This window comes from Epilithonimonas xixisoli, assembly GCF_004365655.1.
In the GTDB taxonomy this organism is placed as follows: domain Bacteria; phylum Bacteroidota; class Bacteroidia; order Flavobacteriales; family Weeksellaceae; genus Epilithonimonas; species Epilithonimonas xixisoli.
Genome location: NZ_SOEO01000001.1, coordinates 1,280,659 through 1,295,123 on the forward strand (window position 1 = coordinate 1,280,659; position 14,465 = coordinate 1,295,123).

Annotated in this window: 11 protein-coding genes and 8 tRNA genes; 1 reads left to right on the forward strand and 18 read right to left on the reverse strand. The window is 34.3% G+C overall.

The window, feature by feature from the left end; translation table 11 throughout:
• Nucleotides 1–102 precede the first annotated feature (102 nt).
• Nucleotides 103–258, forward strand: coding sequence for a hypothetical protein (locus B0I22_RS16090; RefSeq protein WP_166668181.1), 156 nt, complete (start codon nt 103–105; stop codon nt 256–258).
• A 198-nt stretch (nt 259–456) separates the two neighbouring features.
• Here B0I22_RS16090 and B0I22_RS05850 read toward each other — a convergent pair whose 3' ends face one another.
• The 18 genes from B0I22_RS05850 to B0I22_RS05930 all read right to left on the reverse strand — a co-directional run bounded on the left by B0I22_RS05850 (nt 457) and on the right by B0I22_RS05930 (nt 14,432).
• Complete coding sequence (locus B0I22_RS05850) at nt 457–771, reverse strand: HIRAN domain-containing protein (RefSeq protein WP_133943703.1); 315 nt, start codon at nt 769–771, stop codon at nt 457–459.
• Between the two features lie 51 nt (nt 772–822).
• Nucleotides 823–896, reverse strand: a tRNA-Leu gene (locus B0I22_RS05855).
• 274 nt (nt 897–1,170) lie between these two features.
• Nucleotides 1,171–1,252, reverse strand: a tRNA-Cys gene (locus B0I22_RS16095).
• Nucleotides 1,253–1,409: 157 nt separating this feature from the next.
• Nucleotides 1,410–1,482: transfer RNA gene (locus B0I22_RS05860), tRNA-Arg, on the reverse strand.
• A gap of 5 nt (nt 1,483–1,487) precedes the next feature.
• Nucleotides 1,488–1,559, reverse strand: a tRNA-Glu gene (locus tag B0I22_RS05865).
• Between the two features lie 6 nt (nt 1,560–1,565).
• Nucleotides 1,566–1,637 (reverse strand) — tRNA-Pro (locus B0I22_RS16100).
• A gap of 68 nt (nt 1,638–1,705) precedes the next feature.
• Nucleotides 1,706–1,780: transfer RNA gene (locus B0I22_RS05870), tRNA-Lys, on the reverse strand.
• A 10-nt stretch (nt 1,781–1,790) separates the two neighbouring features.
• Nucleotides 1,791–1,863, reverse strand: a tRNA-His gene (locus B0I22_RS05875).
• Between the two features lie 1,046 nt (nt 1,864–2,909).
• Nucleotides 2,910–3,086: a histone H1 gene (locus tag B0I22_RS05885; protein WP_133943705.1), complete on the reverse strand. Its 177-nt coding sequence runs from the start codon at nt 3,084–3,086 to the stop codon at nt 2,910–2,912.
• A 591-nt stretch (nt 3,087–3,677) separates the two neighbouring features.
• Nucleotides 3,678–5,261: a Na+/H+ antiporter gene (locus B0I22_RS05890; RefSeq protein ID WP_133943706.1), complete on the reverse strand. Its 1,584-nt coding sequence runs from the start codon at nt 5,259–5,261 to the stop codon at nt 3,678–3,680.
• A gap of 36 nt (nt 5,262–5,297) precedes the next feature.
• Nucleotides 5,298–6,317: a bestrophin family protein gene (locus B0I22_RS05895; protein ID WP_133943707.1), complete on the reverse strand. Its 1,020-nt coding sequence runs from the start codon at nt 6,315–6,317 to the stop codon at nt 5,298–5,300.
• A 143-nt stretch (nt 6,318–6,460) separates the two neighbouring features.
• Nucleotides 6,461–6,991 (reverse strand): SMI1/KNR4 family protein, encoded by a 531-nt coding sequence (locus B0I22_RS05900; RefSeq protein ID WP_133943708.1) that lies wholly within the window; start codon nt 6,989–6,991, stop codon nt 6,461–6,463.
• Between the two features lie 222 nt (nt 6,992–7,213).
• Nucleotides 7,214–7,552, reverse strand: coding sequence for a hypothetical protein (locus tag B0I22_RS05905; protein ID WP_133943709.1), 339 nt, complete (start codon nt 7,550–7,552; stop codon nt 7,214–7,216).
• 46 nt (nt 7,553–7,598) lie between these two features.
• Entirely contained in the window at nt 7,599–9,257 is a 1,659-nt protein-coding gene (locus B0I22_RS05910) for a DKNYY domain-containing protein (protein ID WP_133943710.1), read from the reverse strand.
• Between the two features lie 469 nt (nt 9,258–9,726).
• Nucleotides 9,727–11,559: a sensor histidine kinase gene (locus tag B0I22_RS05915; RefSeq protein ID WP_246022151.1), complete on the reverse strand. Its 1,833-nt coding sequence runs from the start codon at nt 11,557–11,559 to the stop codon at nt 9,727–9,729.
• Nucleotides 11,556–12,299, reverse strand: a complete 744-nt coding sequence (locus B0I22_RS05920) for a LytR/AlgR family response regulator transcription factor (RefSeq protein ID WP_133943711.1) — start codon at nt 12,297–12,299, stop codon at nt 11,556–11,558. Before B0I22_RS05920 ends, B0I22_RS05915 begins: the two co-directional genes overlap by 4 nt.
• 272 nt (nt 12,300–12,571) lie before the next feature.
• Nucleotides 12,572–12,645, reverse strand: a tRNA-Arg gene (locus B0I22_RS05925).
• An 8-nt stretch (nt 12,646–12,653) separates the two neighbouring features.
• Complete coding sequence (locus B0I22_RS05930) at nt 12,654–14,432, reverse strand: TonB-dependent receptor (RefSeq protein ID WP_133943712.1); 1,779 nt, start codon at nt 14,430–14,432, stop codon at nt 12,654–12,656.
• Between the last annotated feature and the right edge of the window lie 33 nt (nt 14,433–14,465).

Consider the following 14,465-nt stretch of genomic DNA (forward strand, 5'->3'; position numbering starts at 1 on the left):
ACATTTAAAAAACTCGACTGTCGGATACAGATTTTGAGCCTGTTTCCAAAAACCTACGTTAAAAGCGTAGTGCTCTGACCAACTGAGCTACATCACCCTGAAGTGAAGACGGGAATCGAACCCGCGCATAAAAATCTATTGCTATACCGTTTAGCTACTGTTCAAAAACAGGAAGGATTCGAACCTTCATACCTAGACATTGGGAAGTTTTTTGGAAAACTTCTAAACCTTCAAATCAAGCTGAACAGAAATGGATAATGTTTCTCAACAAACCCTTCTGCAATGGCGATATACCGAAACGCTCAACGTGACCTGTCTGATATTTTGACTAAGATTTATTGCTAAATTTTAGTGTTATTTCTAATTGATGATGCAAAGTAAAACCCAAAGTGCGCAATCAATTTGCGTAGATTAGAATTTATTATTGTAAGTGGGAAAATTTTCCGTTTCCTTTCTTTATCCCATCAGATGCACCACCACCTGAACTTGTTTCTCCGGATTTTCGTTTGGAGAAATCCTTTGAATGGTTATTTTGAGGTTTTTCTTTAGTCCTACTTTCAACATTTTGTGGAAAATTCTGTTTTCAGTTCTTGGGATAAAACCGATTTTGCTTTTCTCATAATAAATTGCCACGGCTTTTGCATCGTATTTATTGTTTTCTTCTAATTTCAACTTCAGTTGAGAACCGATTTTGAGTTTGCTGAAAATGCTAGCTCCTTCATAGTAGGTAAATCCCGCGACATTGAAATTGGTTAGGTATTCTGTTTTCATATTGAAAGTTTTTTAATATTAATAATTGGCGAATTCTCATTCACAAAATTGTACGGAGAGAGGGAGTCGAACCCTCAATTTCTTGAGCCTAAATCAAGTGCGTCTGCCAGTTCCGCCATCTCCGCAGGTTTTGGTTAATAAGTTTTACTTTTAACTATTTAAAAATTTGCTGATTCATCAGGATTGTTCATTATCTTTTTATTTTATTCATTGTATTCACGAATGCTTTGCATTTCGAACCTGAACTCCAAGAATCAAAATCTTGTGTGCTGACCAATTACAGTATGAATCAATGTGAAGAAAAACAAAGCCTGTCTTTAATTTTTGGTTTGATATATGAACTTCTTCGCTCGACAAACTTTTCTTTTTCTTCGGAACTAATCTCATTTTAGTTATTTGAGATGGCTATGGGATTTGAACCCACTCAGTTTTCACAACGGTGTTGCAGACCGCCCCGACTCTCCCACTTCGGCGAACCATCAGATTTATAAATGATAATTGATAATCGATTTTCATTTAAATTTTAATTTCGAGTTAAGAAAAAGTCCGTCTATTGTAATTTGTGTTTTGTATAAAGAACTCCTGCTCTTGACAAACCTTTTCTTTCTCTCTTTGAAACAATTAACATTAATTAATTGTGATTCCGACAGGATTCGAACCTGTAACTTTAGGTTTAGAAAACCTATACTCTATCCGTTGAGTTACGAAATCTATTGCACTCCATAAGGGAATCGAACCCTTGTCGTTCGGTAGAAAGCCGAACGCACTAACCTCTATGCTAATGGAGCAAATTGTCTGGAAAGCAAGATTCGAACTTGCGACCTCCCGCGTCCAAGACGGGTAAACAACCACCGTTATCTTTCCAGTTTTCAGATTCACTTCAAAGTTCTTTTCCGAGAGACAGTCGGAGCCAAATTTTTTCCGTGAATCTTTGTAATCCCAGAAAGAATCGAACTTTCAACCCCCAGGTTTAAAAGACTGGTGCTCTAACCAATTGAGCTATGAGATTTTATAACTTTGGGTATCTTCGGGAATCGAACCCTGTTCTCCGGTGCCACAAACCGGCGCTTTACCAAATAAGCTAAAGAAACCATAAAAAAAGCGCCTCTTCTTGGGAGGCGCTCTATATTTTTTGACGTGTCAGTTCGTTAGCTGACCCATTATATAAGCACCTTTTCTCCACAAATTCACTTCCTAGAATATATACCAATCCTTTCGGCTCCTGTCCGTTTAGTTTTGAATATTGATTAGCTATGTGATGTAATTGTTTCATTATATTCTTGTTGTTTTAAAAATGTCTTTTTTGAAAAATTGAAAAGTTGTTGCTTTCAATTTTCGGTTGCAAAGTAAATATGAATTTTTCGAATTCACAAATCTATTTTTTAATTAAATTATTGATTATCAATCAATTATGATTTAAATTGAAAATAAGAAAATCCTGTCCGTAATATTTTACAGATATCGATTTTACCTAAATGACTGTCTCTCATTGGTTTTCCTATCACGTCTTATTTTCTAATTATTTGTTCATTGTTGATTAAATTATTTTCACTTTTATGGTTATTTTATTTCATTCTAAATAATTTCGACCTTAAAAACACAAAAAACGCCCCGATTATCGAGGCGTTTCTGCAGTATTTTGATTAAATTTTTACGAGTTTACAGTAAATAATTTTCAAAGCAAGTACATTTCGCCTCATTCCATATCATCCATTCGTATCCGAATAGTCCCTTTGGTGAAGGGCTATCGCATAGATTTACATTGATATGTGCTCTTTGTATTATCATAATTTTTCTGGGGCAAAGATAAATTTTATTCTTTAAATATTTAAAATCAAGACATTAAAAGCTTGATAAAATTGATATTTTTAGATTAATGAAAATTTGGAAATTAGAATTTTTAATATTAAAACGTCAAAAAAAATTATTGACGCTGTGACCTCAGCAGTTAATTTCTCGAATACTTTTGTAGAAGATCTAAACAAGCTTGCTTCTATTGTTTTATTTTAAATTAGACTTCAAATGTTAATCAGTATAACTTTACGATTTAGAAATAAAAAGAAGATAACTACATCTTAAATTACACTTATAAAATGAATAAACCTTGTTTTGGACAAGGTTTATTTTTTGATAAATCATTATGCTTTCGATGAGTCCAAAGATTCTTTTCTAAACTCTTTCAATAGTTTTTCAAGAATCAAAGAAGCTTTACGAGCTCTTGTTCCCGCTGCCTTGTTCGACTTTTCTGATTGCAATTCTGCATCAGCTTTGAAAGCATTAAATTCCGTGTTGATTTTTTCGATGAGTTCGTTCATAATGATACGTTATTAAAATTACTGCGCAAAAATATAGAAAAAATGCCTTTACTACTTATCTTTCTAATAAACTCATCTGTTAAATCTATTATAAATAATTATTCTAAATGAAATAAATTTCATAACTCTGTGATAGTAGCAAATAAAGTAGTTAACATTTATTATTCCAGCGAAGCCATATCAATTACAAATCTATTTACATCGCCTTTTTATAAACGTTCAAAACATGAATATTGATGATTTCACTTTCTGAGGTAATTTTGCCTAGTGCTGAATTATCCGGAAGATTGGTTATTGATTTCTATTGATTTTGCCAATATATCGAAAGGCATCAATGTACTTCCAAAAATCGCTAATCGTTATTTCTTAAAAAGCTAAATTGTTGTCAGTACGTATATTATTATTTGAAGTTTAGGGTTACATATTTCGATGCCGTCTGCAGTATCAATCATATTAATAGCGGGGATTTTACAACTTCGTAATCTAATCACTTTTAGCGGTTGCTTTTGGAAATCAATTACATGAATATGTTGTTGCTAAAGGAAATATCAAGCTGTAAAAGTTTGCAATAATATATTCTTTTGGCTAAAATCAAATGATCTTCAACCTTTCCTCTTCCAAATCAATTTGATACAATTGTTGACGGATGATTTCCTCATTAATTTTCGGATCTTGATTCAATTCTGCGAGATATTCCCGTTGGCTTTCGAGGATTTCTACGAAAATTTGTTTGGTTTCATCGTTCATCCAGCTGTCGTCAGTAGCTTTGGCGCGTTCTTCCCATTGCTTCAGAAGCCTTTCTATGATTAGATTACCTTGGTATTTATTTTCGTATTTATCTTTCAGAACTTCGTAAACGTGCTTTTTCAGGCCTTGTTTCATTTGAAGTCTGGTCGATTCTTCGCTTTCGTCCAGAATTAATTCATCAAAAAATTTCATTCTTTTAATGAAAATCGGAAGCGTTAATCCCTGAACTAAAAGCGTTAACAAGATCACAACAAAAGTGATAAACAAAATCAAATTACGATGTGGAAAAGGCTCACCATTGCTCAAAGTAACGGGAATTGCCAAAGCTGCTGCCAAAGAAACTACACCTCTCATTCCAGTCCAGCCCAGCAATAATGGCATTAAAAAACGGCTTTTGTTGGACGTCGCTTTTGGCGCTACACTTGGTCGGAAAATTAAGGTTGCAATCAATGCTGCATAAGAACTTATTATTCTTGCAGCAATTAAAATTCCGGTTACCAAAACGCCGTAGCCAATTGCAGTTCCGAGCGGAATTCCTTCAGATCTGATTCCGGCAACAATTTCGGGAAGTTCGAGACCGATGATGAGGAAAACAATTCCATTTAAAATAAATACAAAACTTTCCCAAACGCCGTAACCCTGAATTCTGCTGGCGCTATTGAGAAAAACCAACCGTTTGGAAGACATATACAAACCGCCGCAAACAACTGCCATTACGCCAGAACTATGAACTTGCTCAGCAATCCAGTACATTAAATACGGCTCGATTAATGTCAGAGCGATGTCGGAAGGTGCGTCTGTTGGCAAACGTTTGTGCGCCTGAACAAAAAACCATGCAATGAGCAAACCGATTCCGGCGCCACCGATCACCATCCATAAAAAACTCAAAGTAGCTTCCTGCCAAATGAATTGTCCGGTTCCGACAGCGACTAATGCAAAACGGAAGATAATTAACGAGGATGCATCGTTCAGGAGACTTTCGCCTTCGAGAATTGCAGAAGTTGATTTGGGAATTTTCACGAATTTCATAATCGCTCCCGTACTGACTGCATCGGGCGGTGAAACGATTCCGCCAAGGAGAAATCCTAATGCAATGGTGAATCCTGGGATGAAGTAATTGGTAAATAATGCGACCGTAAGCGCCGTGAAAAATACAACCAGAAAAGCAAAACTTCCGATGATGCGCCACCATTTTTTCATTTCTTTAAATGAAATTGACCAAGCTGCCTCGAACAACAATGGTGGTAGAAAAATAAAGAAAATCAAGTCCGGATCTATCTTTACGACGGGTAAACCCGGAATAAAACTGATGGCCAATCCGCCAACTACAAGCAAAATAGGATATGCAATGCGGAGTTTTGTAGCCCACATATTGAGAAGAACAATAATCGCAATCATTGCGAGGAAAAAAGGAAGAAGTGTGTGCATCAAAAGTGTTTTGTTTTTTTAAATTTGGAAATGTATTTACATCAAAACATCATTCACAGGTATGATCGGTTTTGGTAAATCGGTTTCACCCAGAATCTGAAGCAGGTCAATCTCGATGGTTCTGCAGATTGACAGCATCGGAATATCGGTTCCCAATCCTTCAAAAGGGTTTTCTGAGTAATCGCCGATCAGTTCCATGACGACATAAATCCACCCGACAATTGTTCCAAAAGGAATCATCAACCAAACTCCAGCATCGCCCAGTTTAGCAAACTCAGCCACAATTCCTAATGGCAAAAGAAATATAAAAATACAATTGAAAATAAAACTTAAATTGGCGTATTGACGTGGCAAAGGAAACTTTTTGATGCGCTCTGCCCTGCCCTGATGATCGTAAAAATCGTTCAGAATATTTTGCATATCGAGCTGTCGTCGCATATGCAGGAAATCACGCTCTTCCAACTCTGCTAAATTCTGTGATTGCAGGTTGATGATTTGTGTAGCTTTGTTGGCAGCCGTTTCCCAATCTTTTTCGTTGGCAAAGTAGTTTTGCTGTTGTTTTCCATTCAGATAATCCTGAAATTGTCCCACTCCGAAATTCTCTCTTCTTCGTGAAGCAATTCTTGCAAAATGATGATTCAGGCTCACGTGTTCCCATTGTGTCGGAACCAACAACTGCTCCCGAAAAGTGTACAACCAAGCGATGTGACGATAAATAAGTTCTGTTTTTATTTTTTTGATTTCCTGGTCAGAGTATTGGTTGTTCTTAACATAAGAATTAACCATCACACCCCAGCTTCGGCTACTATTGACGATGGCTCCCCAAATTTTGCGGGCTTCCCAAACACGGTCATAACTTTGATTGTTTTTGAATCCAACATAAAATGCGACCGCAGTCCCAACGAGTGAAACTGGCAACCAAGGGATGGAAATCCAATGCCAACCGACTACTTGATAGAGAATCGAAACGATAAGCATATACGCAATAAGCCACCAGAAATGGTTACCCGCAAATTCGAAAATCCCTTTGAATGTGAAACTTTTTTTAACAAGCATTTGTGTTTTTTATAAACTTTCGAAGATATTAAAAACTTTTGCACTCAGCAAAATAAATAATATTTCTAAATCATCAACATATTTTTAATAAAAAAACACCTTCTTTATGATGAAAACCTTAGTTATTTAAAGTCTTTTTTGGACTAAATATTAAATGGATATTTTGACAATAAAACACTACTCAACTCAGCAAGATTTTCTTTGTATTCAGCTTTTTGTTTTTCATTAATTTCATTCTCTTTGCCATAAATCTCGTCCAATTGTTTGTTTAGATCTGCAAATACCAACCATTTTTCAAAGTTCAAATCAAGTTCTATAAAATTCTCTCTGCACATTTCTTCTTTGTCGTGGTCATAGAAATAAATTTTATTTTCAATGTCAAACAACCAAAGGTCGCCTTGACCATTTTGTCCGAATATACAAAATTTTGCAATTTCATCTTGCGTATAATTTTCTTTCCAATACTCTTTGTCAGAAAATTCTTTCGTTTGATTTACGGCTTCTACACTATCGAATAAAATGCACTCAGATGAAATTTCGGTTGTACGGATTTGAGTTGTTATTTCAACATATAATTTATCGAAGGGGAAATCTATCGCTTTTGGAAAATTCCTAATTGGTTGTATGTTGGATAACAGATTCTTTTTGATTTCGTCTGTTGGTTTAATTTTCATAAAAAATTTCATTAAGATTACACTTTAACACATAGACCAAAAGTCACTGATATACATAGCTTTTATTGGCAGACAATCGAAACCTTTAGAATCCATATGTGTTTGTAAAAGTTAAATGGAGGAATAGTCGCTGAACTTTAGTTGTTCTAATATTGAGAAATTCTTGTAAGATTTAAATAAATTTAAATTTGAAAATCTATCTTGAAATCAGACAACAAATATTTATTTAATACTGGATGATGGAACTTTGGATTTTAAAAATTCAAAGACGTCATTTGTTTTTCTGGAATACAAGCTAAGTTGTTCTTCTGTACCATCGGCCAGCAATATTTTTATAGCAATTACTTTAAAAAAAAGAAAACCTCCTTTTTTCAGAAAACTTACTTCATCATATTTGAAAGAACAATTTTGACGTTGGCTCTTTGCTGCCAATCCCTTGGTCAAATTATCAGTTGCGTTTGGGACAAAAGAAAACTCATCCGCAAAATAAGTCATCTTTCCTGTACTTTGTCCTCCCGCATAATGGAGTGTGGTGTACACACTATCGCCTGTTTGTATCATTTTAATTATGTTTTTTTTAAGTTTGTTCAAGTATTTGAATATAAAATCAATTTTCAAAATTTTGTTTTAGATTGGGAATCCATTCTTGTTGATTTGGAAGTTTGTTGCCTAAATTTCGAATCGTTACATTATCAGAAATCTGAACAAGCCAATATCCCTCGATATTTTTGAAAAGATAATAGTTTGAACCCGGACTTCTATCTTGGCTACAACCTTTCCTATAACCAGTGAAAATGCCCAATAATTCTATATTTTTAGATTTAATAATTTTGTGATGATAATGATAAAGAAAGTTTTTATCCTTTAAAAAACCGTTGAAAGTTGGTTCTAAAGTTTCCTTGTCCAAACCATCTATCACTTGTAATCCTACTCCTCTACTATAGTTGTAAACATTTTTGGCATCTTTATAGAAAACGCCATTTACACTACCGAATGTACCCGCATCAGCAATCGTTTTTTTACCATCCCAATAGATTGTATTGCCGGATTTGTACAACAAATAATCATAGGTTTCATCGACTTCGATTTTAGAATTTCCAACTTTATCAAGTCTTAATTTATTTTCTTTTGCCTGATTGATTTGTTCTGAAGTTAGATTTTCATACAATTTTTTGTCCCAAGGGTCATAAGCTTGGTTTTCGTATACAATATATCTTGAGTCATCTGTGATAAAAAGATTGTCTTCGCTGATGGGTTTATTGTATTTAAAAGGAAATTTCACATAAATAACTTTCTTATCAGCTTCAATCCATTCCCGTTCATAAACTCCGTTTTTATCGAAACAAAAATCTGAATGTGGGAGCATTCCAAATGTTTTGGCATCAAAATTATTTTTAAGGTCATTATCTCTTGAGTACACTTTTTCCCCATCCGAAAGATAGGCTCTGTTTACCTGGTCCCAAACTTTGACATTTTTTAAATTTTCTTTTTTTACAGGCAAAACTGCTGTACCATAATACGCATTGTTATCATCTACAGAATAGCTTCTGGAAAGTCCTCTCAATGTTTTTGTATCAACATTTGGATGGATGGTGAAATTGTCATTATTTCTAGTTAAAACAAATGTAGAAGTCTTCAAAAAAACATCGTTTACAGGAATTATTTTTTCGTTTTTATAGGTAATGATTTCGCCTTTTAAATAAGCGTTATTCTTATCAAAAGTAAATTCGTTGCAGGATTTTTGGACAGATGAGCCATCAGAGTTTTCTATCATCTTATCAAAATAATAGACATAGTTTTTGTCTTTGAAATAATAGCCATTAAAACATTCAACTACCTGAAAGGTTTCTACATCTGAAACGGATATTGTCTTGTTGTTTTTATACACCGCATCTTTTATTTTCCAAAGCACTTCGGGATTTTCATAATTATTATTTCTGCCAATAATCTTAAATCCCGTGGTATCAGTTTTAATTTTTTCTCCTCGGAAATAAACTCCATTCTTATCTAATGCGAAAAATCCTCTTTCGTTATGTTTTGGAAACCGGAAAGATTTCATATCAGGATGCAAAACTTTACGACTATTACAATTTTCATAGACAACAAAATCTTTATTAACCAGATACATATCTTCATCAATATAATCACAACCAAACGATGTGACCTTCATATTTGTGCTAATAATTGGCTCTATAATTTTTATTCTTTTTTCCTGGGCCATTCCTAAAAAAGGAAGGATAGAGAATAGTATTAATATTTTTTTCATTCAAGTTGTGTTTTTATGCTGAGAGTTAGCATTGATAGAGCAATATTTCGAACAAAATTTAAACCAAATAATTAGCTTTGAATTTTATCATTGACTTCTCATATCGAAAATTTCATTGGTACTTCTTACGAATTCATCAAAGAACTATGATTAAAATTGATATTTCATAAAATTATATAAAATACAAGAATAAATACTTATTACAATAAGGAATTCTTTAAATTTAAATAATTAAAATCTTGCAAAAATGGAATATTTTTAAACAAAATCAATGATTTAATTTCAATCTTTAAACTCTGCGCACGACATAAAAGCCAACGACAACAAAATGTAAATAATTTACAATTCGTCATTTAGTTTGAAAATAAAATAATATTTAAAACTTAATTACTTATCGGAATATTCAAAGTTACCGTTGTTCCTTTTTCGTTTTTAATGGTTTCGATGCTTCCGTTTTTTCCCAATAACTTCAATCGTTCGTTACTGATAATGCCTGATAACGAGCGGTGATTTTAACAGTCTCATTGGTTTCATTCTTACCGCTATCGGTAATGTTAGCATGCAAAATTCCGTCCTTCAAGAAAAACTGAATCTTGATGTGCGCAGAACCATCAGACAAATCAATTCCGTGTAAAATGGCATTCTCAACGTAAGGTTGCAACAACATCGGCGGAACCATAATCCCACAAGTGTCCTCTCCTTCCGGTCTGATAACTTCGTAAGTGAACGCATCTTCAAAACGCATCTGCTGAAGGCTTAGATAATTGTTCAAAGCTTCCATTTCTTCGCCCAGAGGAACAAGATTTTCACGGCTCAGCTCCATACTGCTTCGCAAAAGTCGGCTGAACTGATTAAGATATTTGATAGCTTCTTCTTTTTTATCAAGACGAACAAAACTTTGAAGCGCAGAAAGCGTATTGAAAATAAAATGTGGTTCCATCTGTGTTCGCAACAATTGCTGTTGATTCAGTAGTTTTTCTTTCTCTTGAACCACTCTTCTTTGTCTGTAATTATAATAAAAGAATCCGATAAAAGTGATGAGCAACAGAGCAAGCAACGACGTGATAAGAAGCCAAAGTTTGTTTTGCTGAAGCTGTAATTCGTTGATTTTAATATTTTTACTCAATGAATTAATAGACTTGTCTTTTGCCTGAAGTTGAGAAAGAGAGTTCATCTCAGCAACAGCCTGCGTATTCTCAGTTTCAAAATTTTCTTTTTGAAGTTCTGATACTTCTTGCATCAGCTCAAAAGCTTCACGAGATTTACCTTCCAGATTCAAAAGTTTTGATAGGTTTTCTTTGTACAATATGTTTGCATCAAAGGAAATAAGTTCTTTATTTTCTTGGATCAACTGTGTCGATAATTGCAAATATTCCTTCGCCTCTGGAATATTTTTTTTCACAATATAAACTGCAGAAATATTGAGGTAGCTATTTAGCAGATTATTGATATTGACCTGTTCTTGCGGGTCTTGTATTAAACTTTCCTCATCCAAATTAGCTTTCAGTTTTTGATAATAAAGTAAGAAATCTGGTTTTTTAGTCAATTCAAAATATCTCGATTTGCTGTCGTACAAATGTTTTATATTATATTCTTTCGGACTTTCTTTCTGCAATTGCTCTAGTTTTCGGATATACGGCGGAATACTGTCCAACTTGTCCTGCTTTCCAAATACCATAATCATCTGAGTGAGCGGACGCTGGCGATTGGTATGAAATGGAGAAAGTTGTGGGGATAAATCAAGTGCCGCCTTATTCATTTTCTGAGCCAAATCGTACTGATAGAGAACGTTATTACTTTGCGCCCCAGAGAGAAGGATAATGGTTTTCGCAACCGGTGGCATCTCCAGACTATCACTTGACAATACAATCGTCGCAGCCTTGTTATAGTAATAATTGGCCTGATGTTCTTTTGCTTTGCTGTTGGACAAATTACCCATTCCGCTGTAAACAAAAGCTTTTGTATCAAGATTTCCTTTGGTCTTTTCAATCAGTTCCAACGCTTTCTCCACATAGATTTGGGAGGAATCCATTTCGCCAGACATTCCATAAACTCTCCCGACATAATATTTAGCCCTTGCTTGTAGCTCGGTATCTTTTTTAATGAGTGGATTTTCCTCGATGTTTTTCCACGCCATCAAAATCGAATCTTTGTTTTTGGGCGAAGGTTTTTTGTCTGATAAATTTTTAATTTGAGCTTTAAAGGATTCCAAATCTTTAGAGATTTCCTCTTCTTTTTCACACGAAAAAGCAGTCAATATCAAAATCAAAGTGATACAAAAACGAATCATTTTATTTTTCATTTTACCGGAAATAACTGATTAAGGATAAAACTTTTGCGACGTGTTGAGATGGGAATTTCCTCGTTATTATTCAGCAACAAATATTCAGATTGTTTGATGCAGGAAATATATTTTCTGTTAACTAAATACGATTGATGCGTTCTGAGAAAATTTGGAGCAGACAATAGTTCTTCATAGAATTTCAGTAGTTTGGAAATCAGTTCCTTTTCACCATTATTAAGGAAGAAAAATGTATATGGACCTTCGCCTTTGCAATAGATAATATCCTGAACTTTGATGATTCGTACGTTGTTGATAGAATTCAGGGCAATGGTTTCCGGAATAGCGTCTGATTCCAAAGAATGTTCGGAAAGAGAGATTTGTTTCATCCATTGCGGATTGTTTTCTTTTTTCCGTCGATAACGTTCCAAAGCTTCTTTTAGCTCGATATGGTCAATCGGTTTTAATAAATAATCCAACGCACCATATTTTATCGCACGAATAGCAAATTGATTGTAAGCCGTAAGAAAAATAATATTTTCCGGTAAAGTCTTTAGATTTTTAAGAATATTGAAAGCCGTCCCATCCTGAAGTTGGATATCCATCAGAATCACATCAGGATTTTTTTCTTCAATCAGTTTTATCGCATTTGTAATATCTGCGCTCCAGCCGATAATCTGTGTATCAGTTTCTTGCTCTATGAGGTAGCTGACTTCTTTGCGGATGGCAGTTTCGTCCTCTATTATGGCTATTTTAATCATTTGTTGTTTTTTGTAAAAATATTAATTTACAAAATGATTTTGCTTAATTATTTTATAAAATCAACAACTTTATGTAAACGAACACAGAAATATTTTAGTTTGAGTTTTAAACTATCAAAATTTAGTTTGTCACCATTTGAAATTATTATTTAACTAAAGAGGAACTTACATACCGAAAGAGTACCATAATTTTAATTGATTTTAATATGAAAATCAAAAAAAACAACGCCAATGATTTTCATTGGCGTTGTTTGTTGTTAAAAAGTAATTTGTGACTTCGAAGGGATTCGAACCCCCAACCCTCGGAGCCGAAATCCGATATTCTATCCAGTTGAACTACGAAGCCATTATTAATTAAAAAGTAATTTTCACACCTCCCCAAACCTGTGCTCCCAAAACTTTGTAGCCCAAGTAATTTTGATATTTGGCACCTAGAAGATTATTTCCGAGTGCGAAAATACTGAAATTTTTGTGAAGTTTGTACTCTGCGGACAAATTTAAATCTGCATAACCGCCAACTTTCTCATTCACTAACTCCATTGAGTTGTAACCGTTGGATGTAAGTGGGTCTTGATAAAGACTGAAAGCATTTGAAGTTCTATCGGTTACGAAATATCCTTTAAAACCAAGTGCCAGTTTTTTCTCCAGCATTGTATATTTTGCACCAAGATTTAATTGAACCAAAGGCTTGTAATAAACTTCTTCCAAATTGTCCAATTTATATTTTATAAAGTGTAAACCTGCATCTACTGTAAGATTTTCCATCGGGAACACTTGTAAATCTCCTTTGATTTCCATCAATGTTCCGTTGTCATAGATTGAATTAAAAGTGTTTGCGTAATCAAATCCAGGTCTTTCCACAGCAATTGAATTATTAAACAAACCATTACTCACAAAAAACTGAGCGTTATTCACTTTACTAAAACCTGCATTCACATCATATTTGAACATTTGGTCAATATCGCCTTTCAAACCGAAATAGAAATGGTATTTAGTTTCAGTTGGTGTCAATGTCAAATCAGAAATCAGAAATGGATTTTCCTCCAAAAGATTTCCGTAAGTGTTCAACTTCAAACCGCCATCGATTCCTCCATAGAATTTGAATTCATCTGCCGCCGCAACCAAAACTTCCGCTCTTGGGAACCAATAGAATTTGCTTCCTTTATTTTCTCCCGTAAAATCGGATAATTTTGAATTAAGAAAACTAAAATCCGACCCGATCAACAAATAAGATTCGCCTTTGTAGAAAGTGACTTTTGGAGACAAAGTGAAATTCAGTTGGTTGGAATTATTTTGATCTAACAATTCGAATTTTGAATTAACGGTTTCCAAATCGATTCCCAGATCTGCGTTTGCCGTGATGTCATTGCTAATCGCAAAATCGTGTTTCGACAAATTCAGTTCAACATCAGCATAACTTTCTTTCGCATTGAAATGGTCGCTTAGGAAATATGACCGTACTTTTACATTATTCAAAATCTCGTTGGAATAATGGTCGTAAGAAGCATTGACGCTGAATTTATTGACTTTTTGCTGTAGATCCAAATCAGAGTTTTCAGGCGTAAAAGCATAGATTCCATAGTAATTGTAATTGTTAAAACCATAATTCGCGTCCAGATTGTACTTTCCTTTTTCCGCATAGATGTTCGCATAAGCGCCAATCTTTGCCTGACTGCTTTTTGAATCCCAATCGTAATCTTTCTTCAGTCCAGTCGTCGATAGATAATGAACGTCCGCTCCTACTTCCACATTGTCCTGCACTTTTCCCGAGATATTCGCATCTGCCAGGAACTTTCCATAATTCCCGTAACCCAATCTGAAATAATTGGACTGAAAATCATTGTTGAATTTTGGAGAAATATCTTCGCTTTGGATCTCGGTCGTTTTGAAGTCAGAAACCGGGGGAACATTCACAATATCATATTTCAGATTGAGAGAATCTTCCTTCTTCTTATTTTCCGGCGGATAATTTTTCTCTTGGATGACAGACGTTTTTTTCTTCTCGATCTTCTTAACTTCAGGTTCACGTTTTCTGTTCAGGATCAGTTGCTCTTCTTTGATCTGTGCTCCGATTTCCGAAATTCCAAAAGTTCCTAAAAATGCCAGAACGGCGATATATTTCAGTTTGTTCATTTATTTTTTTATTTTTTAAAATTTCATCAAAAT

Excerpts from the sequence above, each read along its gene's own strand:
- B0I22_RS05930 (WP_133943712.1), bottom strand. The coding sequence starts at position 14,432 with ATGAACAAACTGAAATATATCGCCGTTCTGGCATTTTTAGGAACTTTT.
- B0I22_RS05890 (WP_133943706.1), bottom strand. The coding sequence starts at position 5,261 with ATGCACACACTTCTTCCTTTTTTCCTCGCAATGATTGCGATTATTGTT.
- B0I22_RS05885 (WP_133943705.1), bottom strand. The coding sequence starts at position 3,086 with ATGAACGAACTCATCGAAAAAATCAACACGGAATTTAATGCTTTCAAA.
- B0I22_RS05895 (WP_133943707.1), bottom strand. The coding sequence starts at position 6,317 with ATGCTTGTTAAAAAAAGTTTCACATTCAAAGGGATTTTCGAATTTGCG.
- B0I22_RS05910 (WP_133943710.1), bottom strand. The coding sequence starts at position 9,257 with ATGAAAAAAATATTAATACTATTCTCTATCCTTCCTTTTTTAGGAATG.
- B0I22_RS05850 (WP_133943703.1), bottom strand. The coding sequence starts at position 771 with ATGAAAACAGAATACCTAACCAATTTCAATGTCGCGGGATTTACCTAC.
- B0I22_RS05920 (WP_133943711.1), bottom strand. The coding sequence starts at position 12,299 with ATGATTAAAATAGCCATAATAGAGGACGAAACTGCCATCCGCAAAGAA.
- B0I22_RS05900 (WP_133943708.1), bottom strand. The coding sequence starts at position 6,991 with ATGAAAATTAAACCAACAGACGAAATCAAAAAGAATCTGTTATCCAAC.
- B0I22_RS05915 (WP_246022151.1), bottom strand. The coding sequence starts at position 11,559 with ATGAAAAATAAAATGATTCGTTTTTGTATCACTTTGATTTTGATATTG.
- B0I22_RS05905 (WP_133943709.1), bottom strand. The coding sequence starts at position 7,552 with ATGATACAAACAGGCGATAGTGTGTACACCACACTCCATTATGCGGGA.